The organism is Nonomuraea sp. MG754425, from assembly GCF_021699195.1.
Classification (GTDB): Bacteria; Actinomycetota; Actinomycetes; order Streptosporangiales; family Streptosporangiaceae; genus Nonomuraea.
Genome location: NZ_SSXE01000114.1, coordinates 15,618 through 30,919 on the forward strand (window position 1 = coordinate 15,618; position 15,302 = coordinate 30,919).

Consider the following 15,302-nt stretch of genomic DNA (forward strand, 5'->3'; position numbering starts at 1 on the left):
TTCCTATGAGTGGAGCCTAGGAGATTCGAACTCCTGACTTCCTGCTTGCAAAGCAGGCGCTCTGCCAACTGAGCTAAGGCCCCCTCGACGAAGATAGCTTACCGGGCGGAGGATGCCACCTGCGTCGTGCCGCGGTCGTCGCTCAGGATCAGGTTCGGGAAGTCGGCGATCGAGTCGAGGATATGGGTGGCGCCGCCCTTGAGGAGGCGTTCTCGGCTGTGGACGCCGGTCATGACGCCGGCCACGATCGATGCTCCCGCTCGCTTGCCGCAGAGCATGTCGCTTTCGGAGTCGCCGATGACCGCCACCTGGCGGACGTCCGGGACGCCCAGGCGGAGGACGGCGTGCAGGACCATGTCGGGCCACGGACGGCCGCGGCCGCCGGCGTCTTCGGGAGAGATGGCCAGGTCGATCCGGTCGTGCCAGCCAAGCACGCTCAGCACCCGGCTCAGCGTGGTGCGGCTGAAGCCGGTGATCAGGGCGAGCTTGATGCCGGTGCCGCGGAGCTTGTCGAGGACCTCGAGGACTCCGGGCACGGGGACGAGACCCGCCCGCTCCAGCGCTCCCTCGTAGGAACGCTCGAACGTCAGGTTCGCCGCCTGGGCCTGGGCTTCGTTGCCGGGGAATATCCCACGGAAGACATCGATCTTGGGGCAGCCCCGGGACCGGTGCACGTGAACCATGGCACGCGCGTACGCTCCGGTCCCGGGCACTATGCCCTGGGTCGCGATCGCCTCGGCAAAGGCGCGCTCGACCATGGCGATGTCACCGACTGTGGTGCCTGCCAGGTCCAGGCACGCCAGCTTGATGGGGACGACGTCACTCATCGCCTCGCCGGTCGGTTAGTTCTCGCTGCCGGTCGCCTCGGTCCAGAGATCGAGCTCTGCGCGGTCGGCCTGCACCTTACGCCAGATCAGCAACCCCCCAAGGGCGATCAGCGCCAGAACGAGCAGCTTCTTCACGGTGTGACCCCACTTCTTCGACGGTCTCACCTGCCGGGGTGAGACCCAACGGTTGACAAGCAGCCTAGCAAGGTATGGCTGATGTCCCTGTGTTGTGCACTGAACAGATGGGCCGAATGTGTGGCCCATCTGGGACAACAGCTCGATCATGCCAAATATCCAGCCTGGATGCGCAGCCGAGGGGAGGGTTACGGCAGGGGGCGGAGCCCACCTGGGCGGTCAGGGGGAGGAGAGGACGTTTGACATACCCCCCATGGGTATATTACCTTCCACAGCGTTCGGAGTTACCCCCTGGGGGTACCGGCGCAGTAATACCCTAGGGGGGTACGGTGTTAGACTCGGAAGCAGAGACTGTAGAAGCGGCCCACGTCGCACGTGACGCATGACACACAAGGAGAAGACCATGAGCACCAGCACCTTCACCGTCAACGGCATGACCTGCGGCCACTGCGTGAGCTCGGTCAAGGAGGAGGTCGCCGAGGTCGCCGGCGTCACGAACGTCGAGGTCGACCTGGCCACCGGCCTGCTGACCGTCAACAGCGAAGGCCCCCTCGACCGCGCGAAGATCGCCGCCGCGGTCGAGGAAGCCGGATATGAAATGGCGGATCGGTCATGAACACCGCCGCCAAGCTCGGCTCGTACGCCCTGGGCCTCGCCGTCCTCTTCGGCGGTGCCCTGGGCGTGGGCAAGGTGGCGGGCCCCACCCCGCCGCAGCCGGCCGCGACCGCCGACTCCGGTGGTCACGCCGGTGACGGGCACGCCACCGAGCAGGAGCAAGGACAGAAACAAGCGGTAAGCGATACCCCCGGGGGGCTCCAAGTGTCCCAGAACGGCTACACCCTCAACCCGATCACCCCGCTCACGACCGGAAAACCGACGGACTTCGAGTTCACCGTGATCGGCCCCGACGAGCAGCCGGTCACCGCCTACCAGGTCGAGCACGACAAGAAGCTGCACTTCATCGTCGCCTCCCGCGACCTGACGAGCTTCCAGCACCTTCACCCCGAGATGGCCCCCGACGGCACCTGGTCGGTCAAGCTGACGCTGCCGAAGGCCGGGGCGTACCGGGCGTTCGCCGACTTCGTCCCCACGGGAGGGGAGAAGCTCACGCTCGGCGCGGATCTCCAGGCTGCGGGCGACTACCAGCCCGAGCCGCTGCCGCACGTCAGCCGGACGGCGGAGGTCGGTGACTACACGGTCGGCCTGGAAGGCGACCTGGTCCCGGGCCGCTCCAGCAAGCTCACGCTGACGGTCAGCAAGGACGGCAAGCCGGTCGACGACCTGGAGCCCTACCTCGGGGCGTACGGTCACCTGGTGGCGCTTCGCGCCGGCGACCTGGCCTACCTGCACGTTCACCCCGAGGAGAGCAAGACCGCGGGGCCCGGGATCACGTTCTACGCGGAGGCCCCCAGCCGCGGCGACTACCGGCTGTTCCTCGACTTCAAGCACGGGGGCGAGGTCCGTACGGCGAGCTTCACCGCCACGGCCACCAAGTCGGACGGGCACGCCCCTTCCGACACCGACGACCACGGCCACTGAGGAAACGAAGAAAGGAGAGGTGATGTCTTCCTTGAGCGAAACCACAGAGGACAAAGCTGTCGAACTCACAATCGGCGGCATGACGTGCGCATCCTGCGCCAACCGGATCGAGCGCAAGCTGAACAAGCTGGACGGCGTGACGGCGACGGTCAACTACGCGACGGAGAAGGCGAAGGTCACCTTTCCCGGCAACGTCGATCCGCAGCAGTTGGTCGAGGAGGTGGCGAAGGCCGGTTACACGGCCGAGCTGCCCGCGCCGCCCTCCGGCGACCCCGCCGCGCCGGGGAAGGAGCCGGCCGACGAGCTGGAGCCGCTGCGCAACCGGCTGATCACCGCGATCGTGCTGTCCGTGCCGGTGGTGGCGATGGCGATGATCCCGCCGTTGCAGTTCACGAACTGGCAGTGGGCGTCGCTCACGCTGGCCGCGCCGGTGGTGGCGTACGCGGGCTGGCCGTTCCACAAGGCCGCCTGGACGAACCTGCGTCACGGCGCCGCCACCATGGATACGCTGATCTCGGTCGGTACGCTGGCCGCCCTCGGCTGGTCGTTGTGGGCGCTGTTCTTCGGCAGCGCGGGCACGCCCGGCATGACCCATCCGTTCACGTTCACGATCGAGCGCACCGACGGCTCCGGCAACATCTACCTGGAGACGGCCGCGGCAGTGACCGCGTTCATCCTGGCCGGGCGCTACTTCGAGGCGCGCTCCAAGCGGCGGGCAGGGGCGGCGCTGCGGGCGCTCATGGAGCTGGGCGCCAAGGAGGCCGAGCTGGCCGACGGCCGGCGGGTGCCGATCGAGCGGCTCGAGAACGGCGACCGGTTCGTGGTCAGGCCCGGCGAGAAGATCGCCACCGACGGGGTGGTCGAGGAGGGTTCCTCGGCCGTGGACGCCTCGATGCTGACCGGCGAGTCGGTGCCGGTCGAGGTGCGTCCGGGTGACACGGTGACCGGGGCGACGGTGAACGCGGGCGGACGGCTGATCGTCCGGGCCACCCGGGTCGGCGCGGACACGCAGCTCGCCCAGATGGCCAGGCTCGTGGAGGAGGCCCAGACCGGCAAGGCACAGGTGCAGCGGCTGGCCGATCGCATCTCCGGCGTCTTCGTGCCGATCGTGATCGCGCTGGCGGTCGGCACGCTCGGCTACTGGCTGGGCACCGGCGACGGCGTGGGGGCGGCGTTCACGGCCGCGGTGGCGGTGCTGATCATCGCCTGCCCGTGCGCGCTCGGCCTGGCCACCCCGACCGCGCTGCTCGTCGGGACCGGTCGCGGCGCCCAGCTCGGCATCCTGATCAAGGGCCCTGAGGTGCTGGAGTCCACCCGCCGGATCGACACGATCGTCCTGGACAAGACCGGTACGGTGACCGAGGGCCGGATGACCCTCACGGCCGTGCACCTCGCCGAGGGGGAGACCCGCGAGGAGGTGCTGCGGCTGGCGGGCGCGCTGGAGCACGCCTCGGAGCATCCGATCGCGCAGGCCGTCGCCCGCGCCGCGGGCTCCGACGCCTCCGTCGAGGATTTCGCGAACGTCGAAGGGCTCGGCGTGCAGGGGATCGTGGACGGACACGCGGTCCTGGTCGGCCGTCCGCGGCTGCTGGCCGAGTGGTCGCAGCACCTCCCGGTCGAGCTGGAGCGCGAGCTGGCCGAGGAGCAGGCCAGGGGTCGTACCGCCGTGGCGGTCGGCTGGGACGGCAAGGCCCGCGCCGTGCTGGTGGTGGCGGACGTGGTCAAGCCGACCAGCAAGGAGGCCATCGCGCAGCTCAGGGCGCAGGGGCTGACCCCGGTGCTGCTGACCGGCGACAACGAGGCCGTGGCCCGCACGGTGGCGGCCGAGGTGGGCATCGACGAGGTGATCGCCGAGGTGCTGCCCGCCGGCAAGGTGGACGTGGTCAAGCGGCTGCAGGCCGAGGGCAAGGTCGTGGCCATGGTGGGCGACGGCGTCAACGACGCCGCCGCGCTGGCCCAGGCCGATCTGGGGCTGGCCATGGGCACCGGCACCGACGCCGCCATCGAGGCGAGCGACCTGACCCTGGTACGCGGCGACCTGCGGGTGGCTCCGGACGCCATCCGGTTGTCACGCCGGACGCTGAGCACGATCAAGGGCAACCTGTTCTGGGCCTTCGCCTACAACGTGGCCGCCCTGCCGCTCGCGGCGCTCGGCCTGCTCAACCCGATGATCGCGGGGGCGGCGATGGCCTTCTCCAGCGTGTTCGTGGTCAGCAACAGCCTGCGTCTGCGCCGCTTCACGTGAAACGTCCCGGGGCCGGACGGCCTCGGGGGAGCAGCCCGGCGGCGGCCGGTGCCATCGCGGCACCGGCCGTCGCCGACGTCGTGCCCCGGCCGGGTCACGGATGTCGGCGGCTCCAGAAGCGCCGGCTGCGCTCGCTCGACAGCTCCGGCTCGTCGGGCGGCGTCGGCTGCTGCACGATCACGACGGTCGTGCGGGCGTGCCGGGCGCAGTACATGCTGGTCGAGGGCAGGAAGATCCGGCTGAGCAGCCCGCGCCGGCCCCGTCCGAGCACGAGCAGATCACCTTCCTGCGCCAGATCGACGAGGTGATAGCCGGGATCACCGACCCGGCCCACCGCGAACGTCGTCAGGTCGTCGGGCACGCCGCCCGCCACGTCCTCGAACACGCTCGCGATCACCTCGGTGCAGCGGGCCTCCTCACCCGTCCTGACCACGTGCTGCACGGGCAGCGCCTCAGGGAACGGATGAACGGGCGCGCGGCTGACGTGCACGGCCACCAGAGCCATCCGGTGCAGCCTGGCCGCGCCGATGGCCCAGGCGAGCGCCCAGCGCGCGGCCGGGGACTCGTCCACCCCGACGATCAGCCGCGCACCGCCGGGCAGATCCTGTTCCACGGTGCCTCCTGTCGAAGTACGACCATAGTGCGCCACCTCGCTGGTTACCGGGAGGTGGCACTTTGCGAACTCTGGAGTCCTGTCCGAAATTCAACGGTGGAACGGGGGCATCCGTATGGCTCTGCCGTCAGACCAGCTTGAGCAGTCCTTCGTACAAGACCTCACGTTCCTGGCCGGTCAGATTCCGGTACGGCGCGGACGCCCGCAGGTTCGTCTCCGCCTCGATCCCGGCGCGCAGGGGGCCGTCCGCGAGGCGGACGATCTCGGCCGCGGACAGGCCGGCCGCCTGCCAGGCCGCGGCGTGGGCGTCGGCCCGGTGGTAGCGGACGGCGGCGAGCCGGTTGAACAGCAGCAGCCCGGCCCGCGCACCCGCCGGCTCGAACAGGGGCGCCACCAGCGCCAGCGCCCCGCCGGGCCGGCGCTCGGCCGCGTCGAGCACCCGGGCCGTCAGTCCGGCCAGGTCCGGCAGGTCGGGGCCGACCCAGACGCGGTCGGCCGCGGCGGCGTGCGCGTCGTACAGGCGGTGGACGAACTCCAGCCCCTTGGCCGTCAGCCGCAGCAGGCCGTCGCCGTCCTCGGACAGGGTGGCCTCGCGCAGGTGCTCGCTCAGGTCGCGCTCGCGGGCGGCGGCGTCGCCGTACCGGTCGATGACAGCCAGGTCGCGGCGGGTGAGCGGGCGGAGGGGGAGGGTGAAGCGCAGGTCGGCCAGCAGGCCGGGGGTCACGCCGGACGCCTCGGCCAGGTCGGCGACGGCTCTGGCGGCTGAGGCGTGCACGTTGACGTGGGCTGCGCCGATGACGGGGGCGATCGCCGCCGCATATTCCGAAAGGTCGTGAAATTTCGGCATCGCATTGATTATGGGGTGGTCTGTAGCGGATTCCCAGGGCATCGTGACGGTCCTGCCCCAGGGTGAGCCCTTTATCCGCGCGGGATACCCGGTGCTGTGCCGGCCGGGCAGTTCAGCGCCTGCCGATCGAGGGGGACCTGCTCCCCGGCTGCCGGGGGTCCCGTACGACCGGGGCGGTCTCAGCCGTACCGGCCGCCCGGCACCGGGCTCAGGGCGGTGGCCAGGTCGTCGGCGAGCGGCTCGATCTCCGCCACGTCCAGGGAGGAGACGGTCAGGCGTAGCGCGGGCGGCGTGCCGATGCGGTTGCGCGCGCCGGGGGCGCAGGCCCAGCCCCTGGACAGCAACCGGGTGATGGCCGTGGACTCGTCGGCGACGGGGATCCACACGTTCAGTCCGGTACGGCCGAAGGCGGGCAGCCCGCGTGCGGCCAGCGCCGCGACCAGGCCGTCCCTGCGCCGCGCGTACGACGCCGCGACCACGCCGGTGTCCACCGCGCCGGTGCGCCACAGGTGGGCGACGGCGTGTTGCAGCAGGTGGCTCACCCACCCGGCGGCCAGCCGCTGCCGCCCGCGCAGCCGGTCGAGCGTGACCGGGTCGCCGGTGACCGGGGCCAGGCGCAGGTCGGGCCCGAGCGACTTGGCCGTGGAGCGGATGAGGATCCAGCGCGCGGTGACGCCGGCCAGCGGGTGCAGGGGCAGGTCCACGAACCCGGAGCCGTGGTCGTCCTCGACCAGCAGCACCTCCGGGCAGGAGGCCAGCAGTTCCCGCAGTTCGACGGCACGGGCGGCGGAGACGGCGGCGCCGGTCGGGTTCTGGGCGCGGGCGGTGATCACGACGGCGCGCGCGCCGGCCCGCAGTGCCCGCCCGAGTTCCTCCGGCAGCGGGCCGTCCGTGTCGAGCCGCATCGGCACCGGGCGCAGGCCGAGCGCGGCGACCAGGTCGAGCAGGGCCGTCCAGCCGGGGTCCTCGACGGCGATCGCGTCGCCGGGACGCAGGTGGGCGGTCAGCACCCGCTCGACCGCGTCGAGGGTGCCCGAGGTGATCGCCAGCGGCGCGGCAGGCACGCCGTCGGCCCGCAGGCGCCGGCCGGCCAGCGCGAGCAGTTCCGCGTCGTCGCCGGTGCCGTACAGGGCGGGCCGGGCCTCGTGCGCCCGGGCGGCGGCGGCCAGCGCGTCGTGCAGCGGCGGCAGCAGCCTGGGGTCGGGGTTGCCCTCGGTCAGGTCACGTACGCCCGGCGGCACCTCGACGCGGATCTCCTCGCGGAACGTGCTGGCCGGCCGCGGCCGGATCCGGGTCCCGCGCCGGCCGGCCGTCTCGATGACGCCGCGTTCACGCAGCAGCCGGTACGCGGCGGCCGCCGTGCCCGGACTGACCCCGGCCCGCGCCGCCGCCTCCCGTACCGGGGGCAACGTCGTGCCTGGTGGGAGTCGTCCTTCGGACACGGCTGCCTCGACGCCCGCCGCTATCTCGCTGGCCGTCCCACCTGCGATCAGGTACTTTTCTAGCACAAAATACATTATGTACTAATACAAAGGTGGTTCGTGTGCTCATCCATCCATGGGACGCCGCCCAGGACGACGACGAGTGGCGGAGCTGGCTGCGTACCCGCGACTTCGGCCAGATCGCGGTCAACGGCGTGGACGGCGCGGCGCCGGTGGTGGTGCCGACGCACTTCAGGTACGACGGGGACAGCGAGGTCGTGCTCCACCTGGCCAGGCCCAACCCGATCTGGGAGGCGCTGGCGGCCAACCCTGTGGCGGTGGTGAGCGTGCACGACGACTACGCCTACATCCCCACCTCCTGGCGCTCCGACTCTCCCGAGACCGGCGTGCCGACCAGCTACTACGCCGCCGTTCAGCTCGTGTGCCGGGCCGAGGTCGTGGACGACAGGGAGGGCAAGGCCGAGATCCTGCGCCGCCAGCTCGCCCACCACCAGCCCGCCGGCGACCACGGCGAGGTGGCGGCCGAGGCGGGGCCGTACCACCGGATGTTGCCGGGGATCCGGGGGCTGCGGCTGCGGGTGGAGGAGGTGCGGGCCAAGTTCAAGTACGACGGTCATCGCCCGGCCGAGTTGCGCGAGCGTGTCGCGCGCGGGCTGGCCGGACGGAACCTGCCGGGCGACGCCGGTGTCCTGGCCCAGCAGCGCCGGCGCGGCGGCCGGACCTGAGGCTCGCCGTCGTCGCGAAACCGCCGGTGACGTGGGCGAACGTTAGGATGCTGGCATGACCGCCCAGGACGGCCCGGACCACGAGCAGGTGCTCGCCTGGGTCGAGCGGGTGGCCTCGTTCGTCGCCGGGGAGTGGGGGCTCGCCCCGATCACCGGCCGCGTCCTGGGCTGGCTGATGGCCTGCGACCCGCCCGAGCAGACCGCCGGCGACCTCGCCGCGGCCATCGGGGCGAGCCGCGCGTCCCTGACGACGAACTTGCAGCTCCTGACGTCGATCGAGCTCGTCCGCCGGGTCCGCAGGCCCGGCGAGCGCAACGTCTACTACCGGATCGCGGACGACGCCTGGGCCAAGGTCATCCGGCGCAAGCTCGCCGCGTTCACCGCGTTCGACGGGCTGGCGGCCGAGGGGCTGCGACTGGGCTGGGCGGACGAGACGAAGACGGCGCGCATCCGCTCGGCCCGCACCTCCATCGCGGCACTCGCCGAGGCGCTCGACCGGAGCGCCGCCGAGCGGCACTGATCCCACCGGCACAGAACGGCTGGGGCTCCCGATCCGGCTCAGTTCACAGCTTGTGGACAACTCGCAAATCCTGTGGATAACTCTGTGGCCGTCCGGCGTCGCGGAGGCGCCACCCGGCCCTCTGACGACGCCCGCGCGCCGGCACTGGCACACACCTGCGCCGTCGCCGTATTTTCCCTGGTCAAAGCCATCCCAAGAGCCGTTGACGGGCCTCCGTCGAGCGCCAATACCACACCCTCGGAGGCACCCGTCGCGTATTGGGGATTCCGTCTCCCAGAGGTTGTCAACAGCTCGCGAACCTGGGCCCACAACCTGTGGATGAACTCACCAGCGCCGAGACCCTTGGGGAAAAGCTGGTGGACCTTGAACGCCGCCCTTTCCCCATGCGACCCGCCTTTGACACAGGCCGGGTTTCGTCCGCTATGACGGGTTCTGTCCGTGACGCGCGGACCCGAGGGACAGGGCCTCTTCCGAGACCTCGGGCGGCGTGACGGCGTCGAGCGCGGCCCGCGTCGCCGCGTCGAAGGCGAGCGCCCCGGCGGCGAGATTCGCCTCGAGGTGACCGGCGTCGGCGGTGCCCGGGATGAGCAGCACGTTCGGGGCGCGGTGCAGCAGCCAGGCGAGGCCGGCCTGCGACGGCGTGCACCCGAGGCTGCGCGCGACGGCCTCGACGGCGGGCTCGTCGGCCACCTTCGGCATGCCGTCGAACGCGCCGCCGAGCGGGAAGAACGGCACCCAGGCGATGCCCTCGGCGAGGCAGAGTTCCAGCAGTTCCTCATCGCCGCGCGCGACGAGGCTGTAGGCGTTCTGCACGCAGGCGATGCCGGCGGGGATCGCCCGGCGCAGCACGTCGAGGGTCACCGCGCTCAGCCCGATCGCGCCGATCTTGCCTTCGTCGCGCAGGGCCGTCAGCACCGCGAGCTGGTCGTCGAGATCGACCACCTGGTCGCCCTCGGCCCGGACCCCGGGACGGGTGTCCGCGCGCCGGAGGTTCACGACCTCCAGCCGTTCGACGCCCAGGCTCTTGAGGTTGGCCTCGACGTCGGCCCGCAGTTCCTCGGGCCGCTGCGCGAGCCGGAGCGGGAGGGGCCCGTCGGGGTCGGGGGTCGCACCGACCTTGGTCACGACGAGCACGCCGTCCTCCGGGCGGATCGCCTCGCGGATGAGCCCGTTGACCAGGCCGTGGCCGTAGAACTCCGCGGTGTCGACGTGGTCGACGCCCAGTTCGACCGCGCGGCGCAGCAGCGCGACGGCGGCGGCGCGGTCGCCGCGCAGGCGTTCGAGCTGCATCGCCCCGAAGCCGACGCGGGAGACGGGACGACCGGCCAGCGTGCCGGTGCCGCCCGGTCGGGGAGCGCCACTGGCCGTCTGGGGAGACGGGGTGCCGGTGGATGCCATGGTTGTGCCCCCTCGTGAGATGATGGGAGTTAGCGGAGGAGCCTCCGCTAAGGCGAGCGTAACACTACCGGAGGTGCCTCCGCTTTGTCTCGGCCGGATCCGCCACCCACCGACGCCACGCCGGCCGACGCCGGACGCCCGGTTCGTGCCCATGCGCGGCGCAACCGCGAGAAGCTGATCGCCACCGCCAGGGCCGCCTTCGCCGCGAGCGACGGCACCGTCCCGCTCGAAGCCGTCGCCCGCGACGCCGGGGTCGGCATCGGCACGCTCTACCGCCACTTCCCCACGCGGGAGGCCCTGGTCGAGGCGGTCTACGCCGCCGAACTCGACGACGTCACCACGAGCGCCCCCGACCTGCTCGACCGGCTGCCGCCCGAGGCCGCACTCCGCGCGTGGATGGACGGATACGCGACCTTCGTCGCGCGCAAGCGCGGCCTGCTCGACACCCTCCGTACGAGCTGGGCCTCAGGACGCATCACCACACCGGCCACCCGTGACCGCATCACCGCCGCGATCGGCACGATCCTCGACGAGGGCGTCCGAACCGGCGCGTTCCGCACCGACGTCGATGCCGCGGACGTGACCGCGATGGTCTTCGGGGTGTTCCTGTCCACGGCCTCCGGCGACGCTCCCGAACGCACCGGCCGCCTGCTCGACCTCGTCGTGGACGCCCTGCGCCCGAAAGACTCCTGACGTCATCACTTCCTGAGCGAGGAGAGGATCAGCATGCCCGTGGACCGTGCGCGAAGTGTGGTGTTCGGCCAGGCCGTCGACCTGTACGAGTCGGCCAGGCCCGGCTATCCCGACCGGCTCGTCACCGAGGTGCTGGAGTACGCGCCGTCCGGTTCGGTGCTGGAGGTGGGCGCGGGCACCGGCAAGGCAACCACCGTCTTCGCCCCCCGTGTGGCCGACCTGACGTGCGTCGAGCCCGATGCCAGGATGGCGGCGGCGCTGGCGGCGAACTGCCCGGACGTCAGGGTGCAGATCGGGATGTTCGAGGACTACGTCCCCGACCGCCGCTTCGCCCTGCTGTACTCGGGCCAGGCCTGGCACTGGGTGGACCCACGACGGCGCTGGGACCTGGCCCACGCGGCGCTGGCCCCGTCCGGAGCCCTGGCGCTCTTCTGGAACCACTACCTCGTCACCGACCCCGGCCTGCGCTCCGCCCTCGCCGAGGTCGACCACCGTCACGGCATGACCAGCTCCAGCCTGCACCAGGAGGAGGCGGTCCGCAGCGAGGAGTCACAACGCCTGCTGGCCGGCGACCCCCGCTTCACCGACCTCGACGACCGTTCCTACTCGTGGACGGAGTGGTACGCCGCCGGCCGCTACCTGAACCTGGTCCGCACCATCTCCGCCTACCGCGTCCTCGACCCGGGCCTGCGGGAGCCGCTGCTGCGCGAGCTGACCCCGCTGCTGGGCGACGGCGTGCACATGACCTTCGTCACCAACCTCACCCTCGCCCGCCGAGCCGCCTGACACCGCCCGGCTTCCTCGCCTGTCCGCTTTGTGCAAAAGTGGGAGCCTGTGAACGAAGATCTCCCCGTCATCCAGTTCCAGGGCCGGACGGGCGTGCTCGACCTCGGCTGGGGGCACCCGCACCCGGACGCGCTGCCGGTCGAGGCATGGCAGGAGGCCAACCGTGCCGCCGCCGACGCCTTCGGCTGGCATTGCCTGACCTACGGCCACGCGACCGGCCCCGGCCCGCTCGTCGACTGGCTCACCGCACACCTCCGGACGCTGGAGGACGGCGGAGCCGACCCGGCCGGGCTCTTCGTCACGGCAGGCGCCTCGCACGGCCTGTCCCTGGTCGCCACCGTGCTCGCCGAACCCGGCGACGTGGTGCTCGTCGACGCGCCCACGTACCACTACGGCCTGCGCATCCTGCGCGATCGCGCGGTCGAGCTCGTCCAGGCGCCGACCGACGACGACGGCATCGACCCGGCCGCGCTGGAGTCCCTGCTGACCTCCCTGCGCCGCGCTGGACGGCGGGTGCCCCTGCTGTATCTCGTGCCCACCTTCGGCAACCCGACCGGCCGCTCCCTGCCCGGCGACCGGCGGCTCGAACTGGTCCGGGTGGCCCGGCGCACCGGCCTCGTGATCATCGAGGACGACACCTACCGCGAGATCCACTACGACGGCCCGCCGCCCGCCTCGTTGTGGCGGCTGGCGGAGGGCCGGTCGGTGGTCCGCATCGGCTCCTTCTCCAAGACCGTGGCGCCCGGACTGCGGCTGGGCTGGATCAACGCCGAACCCAGCCTCGTCCGCACGCTCTCCGAGCTGGGCTACGTCGACAGCGGCGGCGGCGTCAACCACTCCGTGGCCATGGCGATGGCCCGCTTCGGCGACTCCGGCGCCTACGACCGCCACGTCGAACGCGTCCGGCACTTCTACCGGCGCCGGCGCGACATTCTCGTGGGGGAGTTGCGGACCGCCGCCCCCACCCTGCCCGTCGAGCCACCGGCCGGCGGCTGGTTCCTCTGGCTCAAGCTCCCGGACGGGCTCCTGGCACGCGACCTGCTCCCCGTGGCGGAGCGGCACGGGGTCTCCTTCGTCGAAGGGCAGCGCTTCTACCCGAACGGGTCCGGCGGCCTCGATCACCTGCGGCTCAGCTTTTCGCTGTTGTCCCCGGACGAACTCGCCGAGGCGGGCCGCCGACTCGGCCGCGCGCTGTCAGCGGCGACACGATCGAACGGCGACTGAGCCGAGGTCGGCGAGCCTGCCAGGCGGCCTGGCCGCTCAGACCCGGCGTTCGGCAAGGCGGCATCCCGCACATCCTGAGGTTGCCGGAACGGATCACCCCACCGGCTGCGGAACCGCCCGCGAAGCCGACGGGGGAACCGACTGGGGAGCCGGCTGCCACCGGACCTCCATCCACACGGTGTCGTCGCTGTTCAGCGTCTCGACCCGCACATCAGGCGTCGCCGGGCTCGGCACCTCCACCTCACCGCAGTCCGCGACGACGCTGACCGACACCAGGTCCGCGTCGCCCATGACGGTGACCCGCGCCCGGGAGGCGGCGGTGGCGAGCACGGTGAGCACGGCCTCGGTGAGATCGCGCCGGATGGCCACGGGCAGCACGGGCCACTGACCGCGCGCGTCCAGCTCCACGACGACACCCTTACGGTCCGCGACGTCGGCACAGTGGCGCAACTCGTGCATGAGGGGATCGGCGACGGTGTCGGTCTCGGCGAACAGGCGGCGCATCCGGGCCGCCTCGATGGCACAACGCCGCTGGACCACCGGATCCTCCGGACGAAGCGACCCGTCGGCGAGCCCTTCCAGCAGCGGAACCGTGGTGACCGACAACTCCGCGAAGCGCTGCCGCCTGCGCCGGTGCGACTCCGCCACCACGGCCTCCGCGACGCGTACCTCCTCCAGCTCCCGCTGGGAGGCCACCGCCGCGGCACTGAGCCGGTCCAGCACCGACGTCACCACGGCCACGCACAAGGGAAAGCCGACCACGCCCACCGAACCCGTGGCGTACCTGGCCATGTCCGGCCAGCTCGGGTCATCGAACAGCACCAGATGCAGCAGGGCGGTGAGCTCGTGGGCGACCAGGAACCCCGCCGCATAACGCAAGGGACGGTCGAGCAGCACGACCACGCCCACCCAGTTGGCGGCGCCGAAGATCCAGTCCGGCCCGGTCGAGGTGCGCCCTTCCGGCAGGGTCGCGTACGACAGCGCGGACACGACGAGCACGACGGCGATCGCCGGCCCCGCCAACCGGCCCCATGACCGCCGCCGGACGAGCAGCACACCCTCACCGGCGAGCACGGCCGACAGCGCCACCAGCGCGACCACCTGCGCGAGGGCGGACTCGTAGACGTCCAGGTGGCTCAGCATGTTGGCCATCCCGCCGAGCCCGACCACGGTCACCACGGCGACGAGCAGCGTCGCGATGCGCAGACCGTGCCGCAGCCGGCTCCGCGCCCGCTCCTCGACGACGTCAGTCGTGATCGCCATGCCGCTCCACCCCTTCTGCGGAGATGACGGCGGCCACGCCACCGCTGCGCCCCATCCTCCCGCGCACCCCCCTCGAAGACCACGCCGGGTACCCCTGCCACAGGTCGCGCCCGTCCAGGCCCCCGAAGCGACCGACGAGCCTCGATTCGCCCCAGCGAAGTGGTGAAAGGAGACCGCATTCAAGGTCGTCCCCCCACAATGACAAAACGAGCCACCTTCTCATTCGAAAGTGACTCGCTGTCGCTGCTTATTCTGGGTGGGGCTACCAGGACTTGAACCTGGGACCTCTTCCTTATCAGGGAAGCGCTCTAACCGTCTGAGCTATAGCCCCGCTCGCACCCCGAACGCTATCGCATCCACCTCTCGGAGGCGAACCGGTTTGTTCGGGACGAGGAAAAGCTTACAGCCTTCGGCAGCCTGCTCGCGCCGTCCGGACGGGCCGGACGGCGCGGGCTCCAAGTCGTTACTCGGCCTCGCTGAAGGTCACCTCGACGCCGCCCACCAGGTCGGAGGCGATGTTGTAGATGACCGCCCCCAACGTGGACAGGGCCGTGATCAGTACGACGTTCACCGCGCCGATCAGGGCCGTGTAGCCGAGGATCCGCACGGGCTCGAACCAGGAGGCGATGTCGATCGGGATCGAGCTCTGCCCCTGCTCGCCCTTGCCGAGCTGGTTGACGAGGTCGACGATCGAGTCGAAGACGCCCAGGGCCGACAGCACGCCGTACAGGACGGCCACGGCCACGAACAGCACCACGAAGCAGACCAGGGAGACCACGAAGCTGAACTTCATGGCCGACCACGGCTCGACGCGGCGCAACACCAGGTGGGCCTTGCGCGGCAGCCGCCCCCCGGAGTTGTTCGACTTCTTCTTGTTGTTGCTGCCTGGGAGTTCGACGAGCGGCGGGGCCTCGGTGGCCAGCGACGGACGCAGGCGCACCGTGTCGTTGCCCTCCGGCTGCTGGACCCCCTGAGGCGGGACGGGCGGGCCCGGCTGTCCCGCCTCAGGGGGTCCAGCAGCCGGAGGGCAACGACACGGTGCGCC

General features: G+C 71.5%; 16 protein-coding genes and 2 tRNA genes. 8 read left to right on the forward strand and 10 right to left on the reverse strand.

Translation table 11 applies throughout. The features are described 5' to 3' along the window. Positions 1-10: 10 nt before the first annotated feature. The 3 genes from FAF44_RS33100 to FAF44_RS33110 form a co-directional block, all read right to left on the reverse strand. A tRNA-Ala gene (locus FAF44_RS33100) sits at positions 11-83 on the reverse strand. Positions 84-98: 15 nt separating this feature from the next. Further along, a complete protein-coding gene (locus FAF44_RS33105; protein ID WP_237107263.1) occupies positions 99-827 on the reverse strand; it encodes an HAD-IA family hydrolase in 729 nt (242 codons plus the stop codon). Positions 828-842: 15 nt separating this feature from the next. Continuing rightward, complete coding sequence (locus FAF44_RS33110; protein ID WP_020542320.1) at positions 843-962, reverse strand: DLW-39 family protein; 120 nt, start codon at positions 960-962, stop codon at positions 843-845. 403 nt (positions 963-1,365) lie between these two features. On the opposite strand from FAF44_RS33110, the gene FAF44_RS33115 reads away from it, so the two are divergent. Genes FAF44_RS33115 through FAF44_RS33125 form a run of 3 tightly spaced genes read left to right on the forward strand, consistent with a single transcriptional unit; the run spans position 1,366 to position 4,746 of the window. Beyond that, positions 1,366-1,578 carry a heavy-metal-associated domain-containing protein gene (locus FAF44_RS33115; RefSeq protein WP_237107264.1) on the forward strand — a complete coding sequence of 71 codons (213 nt, stop codon included), beginning with the start codon at positions 1,366-1,368 and terminating at the stop codon, positions 1,576-1,578. Further along, entirely contained in the window at positions 1,575-2,501 is a 927-nt protein-coding gene (locus FAF44_RS33120) for a hypothetical protein (protein ID WP_237107265.1), read from the forward strand. The genes FAF44_RS33115 and FAF44_RS33120 overlap by 4 nt, the downstream gene beginning before the upstream one ends. A gap of 22 nt (positions 2,502-2,523) precedes the next feature. Further along, positions 2,524-4,746, forward strand: a complete 2,223-nt coding sequence (locus FAF44_RS33125) for a cation-translocating P-type ATPase (protein ID WP_237107266.1) — start codon at positions 2,524-2,526, stop codon at positions 4,744-4,746. Positions 4,747-4,840: 94 nt separating this feature from the next. Here the strand turns inward: FAF44_RS33125 and FAF44_RS33130 are convergent, their stop codons facing one another. From FAF44_RS33130 to FAF44_RS33140, 3 genes are all read right to left on the reverse strand, one after another. Beyond that, positions 4,841-5,359: a universal stress protein gene (locus FAF44_RS33130; RefSeq protein ID WP_237107267.1), complete on the reverse strand. Its 519-nt coding sequence runs from the start codon at positions 5,357-5,359 to the stop codon at positions 4,841-4,843. Between the two features lie 127 nt (positions 5,360-5,486). Beyond that, entirely contained in the window at positions 5,487-6,206 is a 720-nt protein-coding gene (locus tag FAF44_RS33135) for a hypothetical protein (RefSeq protein WP_237107268.1), read from the reverse strand. Positions 6,207-6,385: 179 nt separating this feature from the next. Next, positions 6,386-7,714: an aminotransferase class I/II-fold pyridoxal phosphate-dependent enzyme gene (locus tag FAF44_RS33140; protein ID WP_237107269.1), complete on the reverse strand. Its 1,329-nt coding sequence runs from the start codon at positions 7,712-7,714 to the stop codon at positions 6,386-6,388. A gap of 35 nt (positions 7,715-7,749) precedes the next feature. On the opposite strand from FAF44_RS33140, the gene FAF44_RS33145 reads away from it, so the two are divergent. Together FAF44_RS33145 and FAF44_RS33150 are read left to right on the forward strand one after the other, a co-directional pair. Then, entirely contained in the window at positions 7,750-8,373 is a 624-nt protein-coding gene (locus FAF44_RS33145; protein ID WP_237107270.1) for an FMN-binding negative transcriptional regulator, read from the forward strand. A 55-nt stretch (positions 8,374-8,428) separates the two neighbouring features. Further along, the gene (locus FAF44_RS33150; RefSeq protein ID WP_237107271.1) at positions 8,429-8,893 is read left to right on the forward strand and encodes a GbsR/MarR family transcriptional regulator; all 465 of its coding nucleotides are present in this window, start codon (positions 8,429-8,431) and stop codon (positions 8,891-8,893) included. A 420-nt stretch (positions 8,894-9,313) separates the two neighbouring features. On the opposite strand, the gene FAF44_RS33155 is transcribed toward FAF44_RS33150, so the two are convergent. Beyond that, positions 9,314-10,291, reverse strand: coding sequence for an aldo/keto reductase (locus FAF44_RS33155; protein WP_237107272.1), 978 nt, complete (start codon positions 10,289-10,291; stop codon positions 9,314-9,316). 84 nt (positions 10,292-10,375) lie between these two features. On the opposite strand from FAF44_RS33155, the gene FAF44_RS33160 reads away from it, so the two are divergent. Genes FAF44_RS33160 through FAF44_RS33170 form a run of 3 tightly spaced genes read left to right on the forward strand, consistent with a single transcriptional unit; the run spans position 10,376 to position 12,994 of the window. Next, a complete protein-coding gene (locus FAF44_RS33160; protein ID WP_237107273.1) occupies positions 10,376-10,984 on the forward strand; it encodes a TetR/AcrR family transcriptional regulator in 609 nt (202 codons plus the stop codon). 33 nt (positions 10,985-11,017) lie between these two features. After that, positions 11,018-11,770 carry a trans-aconitate 2-methyltransferase gene (locus FAF44_RS33165; RefSeq protein WP_237107274.1) on the forward strand — a complete coding sequence of 251 codons (753 nt, stop codon included), beginning with the start codon at positions 11,018-11,020 and terminating at the stop codon, positions 11,768-11,770. Positions 11,771-11,818: 48 nt separating this feature from the next. Then, entirely contained in the window at positions 11,819-12,994 is a 1,176-nt protein-coding gene (locus tag FAF44_RS33170) for a PLP-dependent aminotransferase family protein (RefSeq protein WP_237107275.1), read from the forward strand. Between the two features lie 93 nt (positions 12,995-13,087). Here FAF44_RS33170 and FAF44_RS33175 read toward each other — a convergent pair whose 3' ends face one another. From FAF44_RS33175 to FAF44_RS33185, 3 genes are all read right to left on the reverse strand, one after another. Continuing rightward, positions 13,088-14,257, reverse strand: a complete 1,170-nt coding sequence (locus tag FAF44_RS33175) for a hypothetical protein (RefSeq protein WP_237107276.1) — start codon at positions 14,255-14,257, stop codon at positions 13,088-13,090. 257 nt (positions 14,258-14,514) lie between these two features. Beyond that, positions 14,515-14,588: transfer RNA gene (locus tag FAF44_RS33180), tRNA-Ile, on the reverse strand. A gap of 132 nt (positions 14,589-14,720) precedes the next feature. Beyond that, a partial coding sequence (locus FAF44_RS33185) for a DUF3566 domain-containing protein (RefSeq protein WP_237107277.1) occupies positions 14,721-15,302 on the reverse strand: 582 nt, incomplete at its 5' end.